This is a genomic window from Polaribacter sejongensis (assembly GCF_038024065.1).
GTDB classification, from domain to species: Bacteria; Bacteroidota; Bacteroidia; order Flavobacteriales; family Flavobacteriaceae; genus Polaribacter; species Polaribacter sejongensis.
This window is the reverse complement of record NZ_CP150667.1, coordinates 3,175,842-3,189,967: the sequence shown is the minus strand read 5'-3', so window position 1 is coordinate 3,189,967 and position 14,126 is coordinate 3,175,842. Positions and strand designations below refer to the sequence as shown.

The following is a 14,126-nucleotide window of genomic DNA, read 5'->3' as shown; positions in this document are numbered from 1 at the left end:
ATCATACTTACCAACTTTTTATCACATCACCTTCAACGTTTTACCCTAATAAAATAGGCTTACCATTTTTAAAAAAGAGAAAAAGAAGACACCATCTAAAACCTAAAGTTTTGTTAAAAACCCTTATTTATCAATTCTTTAATTAAACCTTTGTTTCTTTATTTAGTTACACTTGTTCACACCTCATTTAATCAACCAATAATAATGAAGAAAGTTCTTTTACTCATCTGCTTAATTTTTACTTGTATCACCTATTCTCAAACTAAGGAATTTAAAATTACTGGTACAATAACATCTCTAGAAGATAATGAATTACTAGAATCTGCAACCGTACATGCAGAACGTTTAAAAGACAGCAGTATTATTTCTTATACAATAACCGACGCTAAAGGTTATTTTAATGTTGAAGGTAAAACAGCAGATAGCCAAATAAAATTAGTCGTTTCATATATTGGTTATAAGCCGTACACAAAAATAATTAATACAAAAAACCAGCATGTTGGTAATTTAAACTTAGAACTAGCTAATGCATTAGATGCTGTTGTTATTAGATCTAGTGCTCCTATCACCATAAAAAAAGATACCGTAGAATTTAATGTAAAATCTTTTAAAACAAAGAAGGATGCCAATGTAGAAGATTTATTAAAAAAACTACCAGGAGTAGAAGTAGATGATGAAGGAGCAATTACGGTAAACGGAAAATCTGTAAATAAAATACTTGTTAACGGAAAGCCTTTCTTTGGAAACGACCCAACTATTACAACAAGAAACCTTACCAAAGATATTATTGAAAAAATACAAATTTCAGATACAAAAACCAATGCTCAAGCCTTTGCTGGTGAAGATTCTGATGGAGAAAACAAAACCATAAACCTTACCATAAAAAAAGAAAACAATAAAGGCTATTTTGGTAAAACTGCTGCAGGAATCGGTACAGACGGCAGATATGAATATGCAGGTATGGCAACCCGTTTTAAAGGAAGCGAACGAATAGGACTTTTAGCCGGTGGTAATAATATAAACTCTCCTGGTTTTAGTTTTGGAAATCAAAGAATGCAATTTGGTGGAAATAATAGAAGCTTTGGAGGCGGACAAGGTATTGTTACTTCTAACAATTATGGTTTAAATTACATAAATGCTTTTGGCAAAATGTTTGAACTTTCTAGTGATTACTTCTATAAAAATAGTGAATCGGACAATAAAACAACGAGCAACAGAGAAACATTCTTAGCCGACGGAACAAGCTTTTTTACAAATTCTTACAACACTTCTTTTAATGAAAGCGACAGTCATGATGCAAGTGTCGATTTTGAAATTGAAATTGACAGTACTTTTAGAATTGACATAGAATCTGATTTTAATGCTGATATTAACAAAAACACTTATACAAGTAATTCAGAAAGTTTTAATAACAGTAATACACTTACAAACGACTCTAACTCTAACTCAATTGCAGATTCTAATAGCAAAAAGTTTAATAATGAAGTAAATTTAACCAAGATGTTTGGCAGTAGAGGTGCTTTTTTAAGAGTAGAATTGACAGCAAATATTGATAAATCTGAAACAGAAGATTTGGTGAAATCTGAAACCAATATTTATGGTGATAATCCAAATCAAATACTTAGAGATCAATATTCAGATGGAAATACAGACAAAACGGAAATTGGTAGTGAGGTTACCTATCGTTTTCCAATAATATCAAGACTATTATATTTTGATGTTGGTTATGAATATTCAAACACAAAAACAACAAAAATAAGAAGTACGTATAACTTGGATCAAAACACCAACGATTACACAGATTTCAGCAACCTATTAAGTACCGATTTCGAATACCAAGACAACGTTAAAAAACCACGTGCAAAATTATCTTTCCGAAATGAAAAATGGTCTACATCTGCAGATATTGCTTACGTAAACAGAACTTTAAAAAATACAGATTTTTTAAGACCGGAAACCAATTTAGAAAGAGAATTTAACAACTTAGAGTACGGATTAGGGTTTCGTTTTAGAAAAAACAGAACCAGCAGCTATCGACTTAAATATAACTTTAGAAACGGAACACCTTCTTTATATCAATTACAACCATTTAGAGATGAATCTAATCCTTTAAATATTGTAACCGGTAACCCAGAATTAGATCCTACTAAAACACATAGTATTCGTTTTGGAGTCTCTAATTTTAATTGGCAAGACAGAACTGGTTTTTGGGCTTTTGGTAATGCTTCTTTTACAAACGATAGAGTAATTGCAAATACTATAATAGATCAAAATACACTTATTAGAGAAACTTCTTATGCCAACGTAGATGGTTTTTATAGCATACAAGGTGGTGGAAGTTATAGTGTAACAAAAAAATGGGAAGATTTTGGTAGTTTAAAATCAGAATTTACGGTTTTTGGAAATCTCAATAAAAACATTAACTTTAACAATGGAGTACAATATTCTAGTAAAGCAACGTCAATTTCTCCAAGAATTGGTTTTGATTTTATGTGGGATGATGTATTTGAAATTAGACCTTCTTACGCTGTTTCTTTCAACAGAAACACCTACGACATTGATAGTTTTAGTGATAAAAACTTTACAAGTCATGATGTTTTAATAAGCACCTCTACATTTCTACCTAAAAAGTTAGAATGGAGAAATGATGTAAAGTTTAATTACAATCCAAATATTGCTGATGGATTTCAAAAAAGTGCTTGGTTTTGGAATGCGACCTTGCGTTATTCAATCTTAAAAGACCAAGGAGCAGTTGGTATAAAAGTATATGATATTTTAAATCAAAATACAAATGCAAGAAGAGTAGCTACAGAAGATTATATTCAAGATTCTTCTAGTACCGTTTTACAACAATACGCAATGTTAACCTTTACTTGGAAGTTTAATAGCCTAGGAGGTGAAGGAAAAAAGTTTGAACCATCAAGAAAAAGAAGATATAGAGGATAAAATATAAATTTTAATACTTTTATTTTACTAAGAATTTTAAAAGTAACAAAACACACATCTTAAAAAAAGAAATTATAGATCTATAATTATTCTGTAATTTTGCTATGTATGACAGATAAAAAAGAAAATACAGAAAGAAAAAAATTTAAACTAACACATTTACCTGAATTATTGTTAACAAGTGCAAAAGCTTGGTTTAAAGATGACCCTTTTAATAAAGCTGCAATTATTGCTTATTATGCAATACTGTCTTTACCTGCACTACTAATAATTATATTTAACCTTGTTGGTTCTATTTGGGGAAAAGAAATAGTAGAAGGACAAATTTTAAACGAAATATCTAACGCTATTGGTGCCGAAACGGCAGAAACAATAAAAGGAATGATGGTTAATGATGGAAGTAAAAAAACGTCATTATTTACAACCATCATTGGTATTGCAACTTTACTATATGGTTCTACAGGTGTGTTTTTTCAAATACAAAATATTTTAGACACCATTTGGGATGCAAAACCTAGATTTAAAAATGGTGTTTTAGAAACTGTTTTTGTAAGATTAAAAAGTTTTGGTTTTATCTTAATTATTGTTTTCTTACTACTAATAAGTCTCGTTTTAACCTCACTACTTAGTACTTTTGGAGAAAATTTAAAAAATATTATTTCTAGTGAATTAGTAAATTCTATTTTTACGTTGGATATTTTTATTTCCTTAGCTTCTATTTATTTTGTTTTTGCAGCAATGTTTAAAATTTTACCGAATGCAAATGTACCATGGAGAGCAGTTAGAATTGGTGCTTTGTTAACCTCAATTCTTTTTGTTGTTGGTAAATATTTACTTGCAATTTACTTTAGCGAAGTAGAACCAGGTTCTACCTATGGTGCCGCTGGCTCTATAATATTAGTAATGCTATGGGTTTCTTACACTAGTTTAATTCTCTTCTATGGCGCACATTTTACAAGAGCTTATTCAATAAAATATCTTTTAAAACAACCAGAAAAAATTATCGAATAAGTCTCAGTTTTAAGATCGGCTCTTATTTTTTAACGCCTAATTTCACTAAAATGGTTTCTAATAAACACCATTTTGTAAATGCAGACTGAATTAAATTTAGTCCAATAAAAACTCCGAACCACAACCAATTTACGCTCACATAATAGGTTAGTACAACCATTAACAAAACCATTACTCCTACTATAACTCTAAAATATTTATTTAACATTTCTTACTCTAATTTTTAATTATATATATCTTTCTATTGGCAGAACAATTGCTTTTAAAGGATTATTTGTTTTAATGTTTTTATTAAAATCTTCTATTAATACAAACAAACCGTCTATTTTTTCTGCTTTCGTAAAAGAGAAAAACATGATAGATTCATTACCATTCTTCTCTGCAGAAAACCAATTAGAAGCCTTTAATAATTGAGGTACATTTTTATGTCCATCAATATCAGAACTACTAAAGTTTTCAATATTTGCTTTCTTGAAGATTTTTAAAACCTCCTTTTGAAATTCTTCGACTGCTGTAACTATTACTAATTTCATGAGTTTTTCCTTTTTTGCTTCCCGCAGATCTCACGGATAATCGCAGATTTTTATTTAACTCTTCTGCATAAATCCGCGTAATCTGCGGGAAAAAGTTCTTTATTTATAATTTTTCTTCTCTATCATATAATATACTAACGGCACAACTAACAACGTTAATACCGTAGAAACAATGGTTCCTCCCATTAATGATATTGCTAGTCCTTGAAAAATAGGATCAAACAAAATAACAAATGCTCCAATTACAACAGTTCCTGCAGTTAATAAAATAGGAGTAGTTCTTACAGCTCCTGCTTCAATACAAGCTTGTTTTAAAGGAATTCCTTCATCTGTTCTTAAGTTGATAAAATCTATTAGTAAAACTGAGTTCCGAACCATAATTCCCGCCAGGGCAATCATTCCAATAAAAGACGTTGCTGTAAAAAACGCTCCCATTATCCAGTGTCCTAAAATAATTCCTATTAATGATAACGGAATGGCAACCATCATAACAATTGGTGCTTTAAAGTTTTGAAACCAACCTACAATTAAAATATAAATTAGAATAATTGCACCTAAAAATGCGATTCCTAAATCTCTAAATACTTCTAAGGTTATTTGCCATTCTCCATCCCATTTCACGGTGTAATTGTCTTCAAAATCTGGCTGACCTAAATACATTTCGTCTAATTTATAGCCTTCTGGAAGTTTTATTTCTTTCAATTTTTCTTCCATTCCTAAAATTGCATACGCCGGACTTTCTAATTCTCCTGCCATATCAGCCGTTACATAAACTACACGTTTTTGGTTTTTTCTATAAATACTTTTTGCAGCAATCGTTTCTTTAATTTCAACCAAATCAGCAATTGGCACCATATTTCCTTGTTTAGATTTTACTTTTAATTGAGAAATATCAGAAATAGTAGACTTTTCTTTTTCATCTAAAGTCAATACCAACCCAACCTGATTCACCGCATTTTCATCATACAAATTAGTAACAGGCCTGTTAGACAACGCCATATTCATGGTGTACGCAATTTGCTGCGGAGCAACGCCATACAACATTGCCTTTTCTTTATTAATTTCAAATTGATATTCTTTTTGGTCTGCTTCCACCATCCAATCTACATCTACAACATCAGCAGTGTTTTTTAGGATATTCTGAACATCATTGGCAATTCGCATTTGCTCGTTATAATCAGGGCCATACACCTCAGCAACAATGGTAGATAAAACTGGAGGTCCTGGTGGAACTTCCACCAACTTTACATTTGCATTATATTTTGCAGCAATTCGTTGTATTTCCGGTCTTAATAATTTTGCAATTCCATGACTTTGAATTATTCGTTCTCCCTTATCAACCAAATTCACTTGAATATCTGCCATATTAGATCCGCCACGTAAATCGTAATGACGTACCAAACCGTTAAAAGTAATCGGCGCAGAAGTACCAATATAATTCTGATAATTCACCACTTCTGGTCTTGTCGCTAAATACTGAGAAATTTCTTGCGCAACTACGCCTGTTCTTTCTAAAGTGGTTCCTTCTGGCATATCAATCACCACTTGAAACTCATTTTTGTTATCAAAAGGTAACATTTTTACAGCTACAGAATTGGTAAAAAATAATACCATTGTTGCCATTAAAACCACAAATGTTCCTCCTAAAAACAACCAACGCTTCATTCCGTTTTCTAACAAAGGTCTTTCAAACTTGTTATAAATTCTATAAATAAAAGTTTCTTCTAAAGGTTTTTCAACTTTCTCTACACCACCTTTTTTATCTTTTTCAATTAAGAAAATATATCCTAAATAAGGCGTAATTGTCAATGCTACAAATAACGACAAAATCATGGCAATTGATGCTCCAATTGGCATTGGCGCCATATAAGGCCCCATTAAACCAGATACAAAAGCCATTGGTAAAACAGAAGCAATCACTGTAAATGTTGCTAAAATTGTTGGGTTACCAACTTCATTAATTGCATACAAAGCCGCTTGTTTAAAAGGCAGTCGTTTCATCTTAAAATGTCGGTGCATATTTTCAGCAATAATAATAGAATCATCTACCACAATACCAGTTACAAAAACCAACGCAAACAAGGTAATTCTGTTTAGTGTATAATCCATCATATAGTAACTCAACAACGTTAAAGCAAACGTAATTGGCACCGATAAAAACACCACTAAACCACCACGCCAGCCCATTGCCAACATAACCACTAAGGTTACTGCAAAGATAGAACCAATAAGGTGCCACAATAATTCAGATACTTTATGAGAAGCTGTTTCTCCGTAATTTCTTGTAATTTCTACATGTACATCATCCGGAATTAAAGTGGTACGTAAGTGATCTACTTTATTTAAAATTACCTCTGCAATTTTCATTGCATCCGCTCCTTTTCTTTTGGCTACAGAAATAGTAACCGCAGGATATTCAGATTTGTAAGTTTCAGATTTATCACTCGCTTTTCCAAAACCTAAAGACACATAATTTTGTGGAATTTCAGGCCCATCTACAATATTGGCAATTTGCTTTAAATAAATAGGTCTGTTCTGCTGTACCCCAACCACTAAATTCTCTACATCTGTTACAGACGCTAAAAAGGTACCAGTATTTACTAAAAATTCAGTATCATTTTTATCAAAACTACCAGAAATTAATTGGGTATTATTGGCTTTTATCATTTCAGAAACCGATAAAAAATCCAATCCACTTGCGGCCAATTTATCTTTATCTAAAACCACACGTAACTGACGATTTCTTCCACCAATTTTATGCGTAATAGAAACATCATTTACCTTCTTAATTTCCGATTCTAACTCTTGCGCCATTTGGCTTAATTGATAATCGCTGTAGTTTTCACTCCACAACGTTAAACCCAACATTGGCACATCATCAATAGCACGAGTTTTAACCAACGGAAACGTAACACCCGCAGGCATTTGATCCATGTGTTTGTTAATTTCGTTGTATAATTTCACAAAAGAACGCTCAATATCTTCGCCCACATAAAATTGCACAATTACCATTGCTTTTTCGTTCATAGAAGTAGAATGCACATACTCAACACCCTTAATATTCGAAATTAATTTCTCTAAAGGTTTTACAACTCTACTTTCTACTTCTGTAGGACTCGCACCCGGATACCCCACAAAAATATCTGCCATTGGCACATCAATTTGCGGCTCTTCTTCCCTCGGAATCAAAAACGAAGCATACACACCAACCACCATAAAAACGATCATTAGCAACACGGTCAATTTCGATCCAATAAAGACTTTTGCAATTTTTCCAGCTAAACCTTCTTTCATATTTTCTTATATTTTGGGCGTTTTAACAGGCTATCCGTTACAATCTTTTTTTGCCATATATGGCAGCAAAAAAAGGATTTCCACTGCTATCCTTAACGCGACAATTCTTATTCTTAACTAAATTTGTTATTTTATTTATACCTACAAAGTTTTTAAAACCATGAAGGAGTACTCGTTACTGTATACTACAACTACCTACTGATGACTGAATACTGAGACTGTAAACTGAATACCGCCTACTGAACACTAACTTTAGCCCCATTAAATAACTTCCCTTCCGCAGAAACAATATAAGATTCATCAGCATTTAAACCCGATAAAACCTCAACATTATTTCCATACGTTCTACCTAAACGCAACCAACGCAACATTGCTGTATTACTTTCACTTACTGTATACACACCAGATAATTGACCGTTAGTTACAATTGCTTCATTAGGAATTAAAACCAATTCCGATTTTACTTTTCTTTCTACCGGAAACTGAACTGTAGTAAACATCCCAGATAAAATAGACACCTCTGTTTTATCTAAATTGATTTTTACTAAATATTGTCCGCCAGTATTTTTAGCAGAAGTACTTACTTCCGTAACTTTTCCTGTTAATGTTTTGTTCATAGATTTCACTAAAACATTTACAGTTGTTCCTTTTTTAATTTGCGAAATTTCTGTCTCAGGAACCATGGCAATTACTTCAAACTCTTTAGGAGTTTCTATGCTAATTAAAGGCATTCCTGGGTTTGCCATATCGCCACTTTCAATATTTTTACTTGTAACTACACCGCTAAAAGGCGCTGTTATATTAGAATACGCAAACTGCGCATTAATTTCATTTTTCATCTGATTAGCAGATTCTAAACCTGCTTTTGCCATTTCGTAATTTGCAGTCATGTCATCCATTTCTTTTTGAGTAACACTTTTACTTTCAAATAAATTTTTAAAACGATTGTAATTCTTTTCTGCATTATTAAAAGAAGTTTGCGCTTGTGCAATTCCTGCGTTTACTTGTCCTTTTTTAGCTTGTAAATCGGTATTATTAATAGACACCAACAACTGCCCTTTTCTAACTTTATCGCCAACATTTACGTGAACTTTTTTCACATAACCCATCATTCTTGTGCTTAAATCTGCACTGTTAGATGCTTGTATCTTTCCACTTACAGACAAAAACGGCGTGTTACTATTTACTGCAACTTTGCTAACTAAAATTTTAATTGCAGGTGTATTGTCTACTGCGGCTTTTTTTTCTTCACTTCCACAACTCGTCATTATTAATGAAGCTGTAAATAATGCTATAATGTGTATGTATTTTTTCATTGAATTTGGTTTTATTTTTTACTGTAAACTGCGACTGCTTCCTGTCAACTTTCTTTATTTCTTGGTTAGGAAGTTTAAATAGGTTTGTGTAAAATTGAATTGATAAATTGTTTGATAATATTCTAATTGTTTTTGTGCAAATTGCGTTTCTGCCATTAATAAGTCAGACGTTTTTTCTAAACCTTCTTTAAATCTATTTTTTCTAATTCTTAAAGACTCTTCAGATTGTTGCACTGCTAAATCAGTTAATTCTAAACTGTTTTTAGCATCTACTAATTGACGTTTTACTTTATTCAACTCTAAATTACTTTTAGAAACATATTGCGTATATTCTAACTTCGATTTTTCTAATTCGGCTTTACTTTTTTGAGCTTTCCCAAAACGCTTAGAACCCTGAAAAATATCCCAACTTAATTGTGCACCAATTAAATATCCGTTTGCATCACCCTGGAATACTTTGTTATCATACATTTCATAACTACCAAAGGCATTTAAACGCGGTAGAAAAGCCATTTTATCTGCTTTATTCATTGCTTCGTATGCTTTAGAAGCCAAGTGCATCGCTTTTATATCTGCTCTATTTTCAGAAATCGTTTTATCATCAACATTAAAACTAGAAACAGTTAAACTTTCTGTTGGTTTGTATACAACATAGCTTTCATCATTCATTAAAAATGATAGATAATTAGAGGCATTTTGCACATTGCTTTTAGTTGTTTGCAATTGATTTTTAACCTCTGTAACTCTTATTTCTACATTTAAAACATCGGCTTGCTGTAAAAAACCTTGTTTAAAACTATTGTCTGCCATTTGTTTATTCGCATTTGCAGCTTCTAATGCTTTTTCTAAAACAGCTACTGCTTTGTACGCTAATTGTAATTGCATGTATGCTTTTTCTACTTCAAAGGCTAAATAATCTTGCGTTCTTTCCGTTTTTAAAGACATCGCTTCCATTTTAGTTTTGGCAGCTTTTCTTTGATAAAAGCCATCTAAATTAATTAATGGTTGCTGAATCTCAATCTTCGTTGCAAAACTTCTTGTAGTTGTTGGATCATTTAAAATTGCTGGGTTAAAATCTGCAGCTGTTAATATTTCTTGATTCAATTTAGACCCAAAAGACATTAAAGGGTTTGTTGTAGAAATACCTGTATGACTTGCTGTAATGTTTGGTAAAAACACTGCATTTGTTTGTCTATAATCTGCTTTAGAAGCATTAAACTCTTCTTTAGAGATTTGAATAGTTGTATTATTTTCTGCAACTTTAGCTAAAACTTCTTCTTTAGAAATTAGTTTTACCTCTTGTGCTTGTAAGCTCAAAGTAACTGTAAATAAGCATAATATGGTTATGTATATTGTGTTTTTCATGTATTCTTTAATTATCTTAGGCAAAAGTACATTAGACAATTTCTCTAGTCAGTAACATTAGTTACCGAGCAAAGAATGATAGTTCGCTATAATTGCATACTTATTTTTACGAAACACACGGATTCACTACCGCAAATAGAATTAAAAGTAGTTCTAGGATAAACTATTATAAAAATTTTCACAAATAAAAGAACGATTATGGGAGTTATAGAAATGTTTAAAATAAAGGAATGCACTTTTTTTCTGAAGGCTTAGGAATAATATCTCTTTTTTTAAATACCTTCACAATTTTAAAACCAAATTGGCATGAATATTACAGCATCTTACACAGACCTTTATCAACTTACTATGGCCGAAGTTTATTTTAAGACGAAACCAGATGGACTCGCTGTCTTTGATTATTATTACCGTCACAACCCTTTTAATGGTGGTTATTCTATTTTTGCAGGGTTAGAAGATGTATTAGATATTTTAGAAACTTTTAAATTTTCAGCTTCCGATATTGTATATTTAGAACAACATGGTTTTCAGAATGATTTTTTAGAATACTTGAAGAATTTTAGTTTTAAAGGAACTATTTTTTCAAGTAAGGAAGGTGATGTCGTTTTTCCAAATCGCCCTATTTTACAAGTAGAAGCTAATATTATTGAAGCACAGATTATAGAAACCTTTTTACTAAATATTCTTAATTTTCAGACCTTAATAGCAACCAAAGCAAGCAGAATTAAATATAGCACAGAAAAAGAGATTTTGCTAGATATGGGCTTACGTCGTGCTCATGCTACTGGAGGATATTATGCCTCGAGAGCCGCTATAATTGGAGGTTTTGATAGCACAAGTAATGTTGCTGCAGCCAAAGATTATAACATTCCGTCTACGGGTACAATGGCACACTCATTCATTCAGAGCTATAAAGAAGAAATAGAAGCATTTAGAGATTTTGCAAGCATACGACCAAAAGGCTGTGTACTTTTAATAGATACCTACAACACATTAAAAAGTGGATTACCAAAAGCAATTACGGTAGCCAAAGAAATGGAAGCTAGAGGAGAAAAATTACTTGGAGTCCGTTTAGATAGTGGTGATTTGGCATATTTATCTAAAAAAACGAGAGCAATTTTAGACGAAGCCAATTTAGATTATGTAAAAATTGTAGCTTCTAATCAGTTGGATGAATATGTTATAAAAAGCCTTAAAGAGCAAGGAGCTCCTATTGATATTTTTGGTGTTGGAACTAATTTAGTTACAGGGAACCCAGATGCTGCTTTAGATGGTGTTTATAAATTATCAGAATATAATGGAGAACCAAGAATTAAGCTTTCTGAAAATATTATAAAAGTATCGCTACCCTATAAAAAGCAAGTCTATAGAATGTTAGATGATAAAAACATGTTTTATGGCGCAGATGCGGTAGCACTATATGAAGAAGGAGAAGTATCAAAAATAGAACATCCTTTTGATGCTACAAAAGGATTAAATTTGGAAGCTTTTAAGCAGGAAGCCTTACTTGAGAAAGTTATGGAAAATGGAAAAAAAATAGTCTCTTCTAGATCTGTTTCTGAAATTGCTGCATATTCTAAATCGCGTTTAGCACAACTTCCAAATGAATACAAACGTTTTCAAAATCCGCATATTTACAAAATAGGATTGAGTTTAAAATTAAAACAAGACCGTGATCAATTGATACAAGAACATAAATTTTAAACTGAATATTCAGGAGACTATTGTGTCTTGCATGATTATATATTAATTTTAAATAAAAACGATTTATGAAAACACTCCTTATAATCGATGTACAAAACGACTTTATGCCAACTGGATCGCTTCCTGTTCCTAATGGAGATAAAATAGTTTCAATTATCAATGAGATACAACCTAAATTTGATTTAGTGATTGCTACCCAAGATTGGCATCCTGAGGATCATATTAGTTTTGCTTCCAATCATAATGGAGCATCTCCTTTTGATGAAATTGAAATAAAAGGACAACCACAAACCTTATGGCCAAATCATTGTGTACAAGGATCTAAAGAAGCAAAATTACATCCTAAACTAAACACATTAAAATGTGAAAGCATTTTTAGAAAAGGAACTGATAAGGAGATTGATAGCTATAGTGCCTTTTATGATAATGGACACCTAAAATCTACAGGGTTAGCTGGGTATTTAAAAGAAAAAGGGACTACCCAACTTTTTTTGTGCGGGTTAGCTGCAGATATTTGTGTTTATTATTCCATTCGTGATGCAGTTAAAGAAGGTTTTGACTGTTTTTTTATTGAAGACGCTTCCGAAGCTTTAGATAACGAAGGTTTTAAGAAAATTAAAAAAGAAATGGTTGATATGGGAGTTAAAATAATTTCTTCGAAATTTATATAACGCCTTTTCTTAAGAAAATCACACTCATTAAACCTACATTAACACTCATCTTACAGGTGATTAAAATCCATAAAAAAGGATATTACACATTCTTTTTTCTTATTTTTTTAAACCAAATAATAAAACCTGTTATTGGTAACGAGCATCCAACTAAACTAATTAGAAAATAAATAATGATAGTTGGTAGCCCCATAATTTCTCCAGTATGCAATGGTTTTGCAATTAACTTAAACTGTTCATGTAATGCTAACTTTTTAAATAGTTCTTGTTTTCTAACACTACCATCAATTGAAAATTCTATTTTATCTGGCACATAAAAATGCAACAAATTGTCAGTATTCATTTTAGTGATATTGATGCTTTTAGTGTTTTCTTTTGCTAACAGAATTACTTTTGTTCCCTCATTTTTTAAAATACTATCTGTTTTTAAAAGAATTGATTGCAAACTACTTTCCTTTTTTAAAACAGTATTTTCTTTTGCTGATAAATCATCAAACAAGACATCAAAAGAACTTGATAAGGATTCTTTTAATGCAATATTAGTGTCAGATATTACAATAGAATCTCCTCCTAAGCCAATAATAACAGCATTTTTTACCCAATGAAAAGAAACATACAAACCGGTCACTGAAATAAAAAACAGCAACAAAATGGAATAAAACCCTAAAACTCTATGCAAATCATAATTTACACGATGAAACTTGGCGTCTAGCTTTATTTTTAGACTTTTTTTAAGTTGATTTATCTTTTTAGGCAACCAAATTATAAAACCAGAAAACAGTAGAAAAATAAACATTAAAACGGCTACTCCGTTTATAAACTTACCAACATCACCTGCCAACAAAAATCGGTGGACTTCTAAAATAAAATCAAAAAAGGCAATTGAAGTCGTATTTTTAACACCTAATAATTCCCCAGAAATAGGATTGTAATATGCAGAAACGCCAGTATTATCCTTACTAAATGATGAAACTAAAACACTTTTATTATTTTCTTTAAAAACAGTAATATTAGTTGCACCACCAAACTGATTTTCAAAATTATTTAAAATAGTATCAATCGCTATTTTAGAACTATTATTATCTGATTTTACATAAACAACATCACGATCTATAAGATTTTCTATTTGTGTTTTAAACGCATAAATACACCCAGAAAGACAAACAATAAAAATTATTATAGATGATAAAAGTCCGAGCCACAGGTGCAGCACGGACATGATATACTTAAATAAGGATTCCTTTTTTCTTCTTTTACGAAGCAACTGTTTTTTCATTTATTACCTT

At 31.4% G+C, this 14,126-nt stretch carries 10 protein-coding genes; 4 read left to right on the top strand and 6 right to left on the bottom strand.

Annotated features, from left to right (window positions below; all coding sequences use genetic code 11):
• The first annotated feature begins 204 nt into the window (after positions 1-204).
• Positions 205-2,946, top strand: coding sequence for an outer membrane beta-barrel protein (locus tag WHD08_RS13240; protein WP_208890505.1), 2,742 nt, complete (start codon positions 205-207; stop codon positions 2,944-2,946).
• A gap of 108 nt (positions 2,947-3,054) precedes the next feature.
• Complete coding sequence (locus tag WHD08_RS13235; protein ID WP_165731723.1) at positions 3,055-3,957, top strand: YihY/virulence factor BrkB family protein; 903 nt, start codon at positions 3,055-3,057, stop codon at positions 3,955-3,957.
• Between the two features lie 22 nt (positions 3,958-3,979).
• Here WHD08_RS13235 and WHD08_RS13230 read toward each other — a convergent pair whose 3' ends face one another.
• The 5 genes from WHD08_RS13230 to WHD08_RS13210 form a co-directional block, all read right to left on the bottom strand.
• Positions 3,980-4,165 carry a YgaP family membrane protein gene (locus tag WHD08_RS13230; protein WP_165731722.1) on the bottom strand — a complete coding sequence of 62 codons (186 nt, stop codon included), beginning with the start codon at positions 4,163-4,165 and terminating at the stop codon, positions 3,980-3,982.
• A 19-nt stretch (positions 4,166-4,184) separates the two neighbouring features.
• A complete protein-coding gene (locus WHD08_RS13225) occupies positions 4,185-4,490 on the bottom strand; it encodes a hypothetical protein (protein ID WP_208890506.1) in 306 nt (101 codons plus the stop codon).
• Between the two features lie 99 nt (positions 4,491-4,589).
• Positions 4,590-7,784 carry an efflux RND transporter permease subunit gene (locus WHD08_RS13220; RefSeq protein WP_208890507.1) on the bottom strand — a complete coding sequence of 1,065 codons (3,195 nt, stop codon included), beginning with the start codon at positions 7,782-7,784 and terminating at the stop codon, positions 4,590-4,592.
• Between the two features lie 236 nt (positions 7,785-8,020).
• Positions 8,021-9,100: an efflux RND transporter periplasmic adaptor subunit gene (locus WHD08_RS13215; RefSeq protein WP_208890508.1), complete on the bottom strand. Its 1,080-nt coding sequence runs from the start codon at positions 9,098-9,100 to the stop codon at positions 8,021-8,023.
• Positions 9,101-9,154: 54 nt separating this feature from the next.
• Positions 9,155-10,465 carry a TolC family protein gene (locus WHD08_RS13210; protein ID WP_208890509.1) on the bottom strand — a complete coding sequence of 437 codons (1,311 nt, stop codon included), beginning with the start codon at positions 10,463-10,465 and terminating at the stop codon, positions 9,155-9,157.
• A gap of 306 nt (positions 10,466-10,771) precedes the next feature.
• On the opposite strand from WHD08_RS13210, the gene WHD08_RS13205 reads away from it, so the two are divergent.
• Together WHD08_RS13205 and pncA are read left to right on the top strand one after the other, a co-directional pair.
• On the top strand, positions 10,772-12,169 hold the full coding sequence (locus WHD08_RS13205; protein ID WP_208890510.1) for a nicotinate phosphoribosyltransferase: 1,398 nt from the start codon (positions 10,772-10,774) through the stop codon (positions 12,167-12,169).
• Positions 12,170-12,234: 65 nt separating this feature from the next.
• Positions 12,235-12,840: a bifunctional nicotinamidase/pyrazinamidase gene (gene pncA, locus WHD08_RS13200; protein WP_208890511.1), complete on the top strand. Its 606-nt coding sequence runs from the start codon at positions 12,235-12,237 to the stop codon at positions 12,838-12,840.
• Between the two features lie 82 nt (positions 12,841-12,922).
• On the opposite strand, the gene WHD08_RS13195 is transcribed toward pncA, so the two are convergent.
• Positions 12,923-14,116 (bottom strand): PepSY-associated TM helix domain-containing protein, encoded by a 1,194-nt coding sequence (locus tag WHD08_RS13195; protein ID WP_340832756.1) that lies wholly within the window; start codon positions 14,114-14,116, stop codon positions 12,923-12,925.
• Between the last annotated feature and the right edge of the window lie 10 nt (positions 14,117-14,126).

What these genes read in the sequence shown, in the direction of transcription:
- WHD08_RS13235 (WP_165731723.1), top strand. Translation starts at nt 3,055, where the DNA reads ATGACAGATAAAAAAGAAAATACAGAAAGAAAAAAATTTAAACTAACA.
- WHD08_RS13215 (WP_208890508.1), bottom strand. Translation starts at nt 9,100, where the DNA reads ATGAAAAAATACATACACATTATAGCATTATTTACAGCTTCATTAATA.
- WHD08_RS13230 (WP_165731722.1), bottom strand. Translation starts at nt 4,165, where the DNA reads ATGTTAAATAAATATTTTAGAGTTATAGTAGGAGTAATGGTTTTGTTA.
- WHD08_RS13210 (WP_208890509.1), bottom strand. Translation starts at nt 10,465, where the DNA reads ATGAAAAACACAATATACATAACCATATTATGCTTATTTACAGTTACT.
- pncA (WP_208890511.1), top strand. Translation starts at nt 12,235, where the DNA reads ATGAAAACACTCCTTATAATCGATGTACAAAACGACTTTATGCCAACT.
- WHD08_RS13225 (WP_208890506.1), bottom strand. Translation starts at nt 4,490, where the DNA reads ATGAAATTAGTAATAGTTACAGCAGTCGAAGAATTTCAAAAGGAGGTT.
- WHD08_RS13220 (WP_208890507.1), bottom strand. Translation starts at nt 7,784, where the DNA reads ATGAAAGAAGGTTTAGCTGGAAAAATTGCAAAAGTCTTTATTGGATCG.
- WHD08_RS13240 (WP_208890505.1), top strand. Translation starts at nt 205, where the DNA reads ATGAAGAAAGTTCTTTTACTCATCTGCTTAATTTTTACTTGTATCACC.
- WHD08_RS13205 (WP_208890510.1), top strand. Translation starts at nt 10,772, where the DNA reads ATGAATATTACAGCATCTTACACAGACCTTTATCAACTTACTATGGCC.
- WHD08_RS13195 (WP_340832756.1), bottom strand. Translation starts at nt 14,116, where the DNA reads ATGAAAAAACAGTTGCTTCGTAAAAGAAGAAAAAAGGAATCCTTATTT.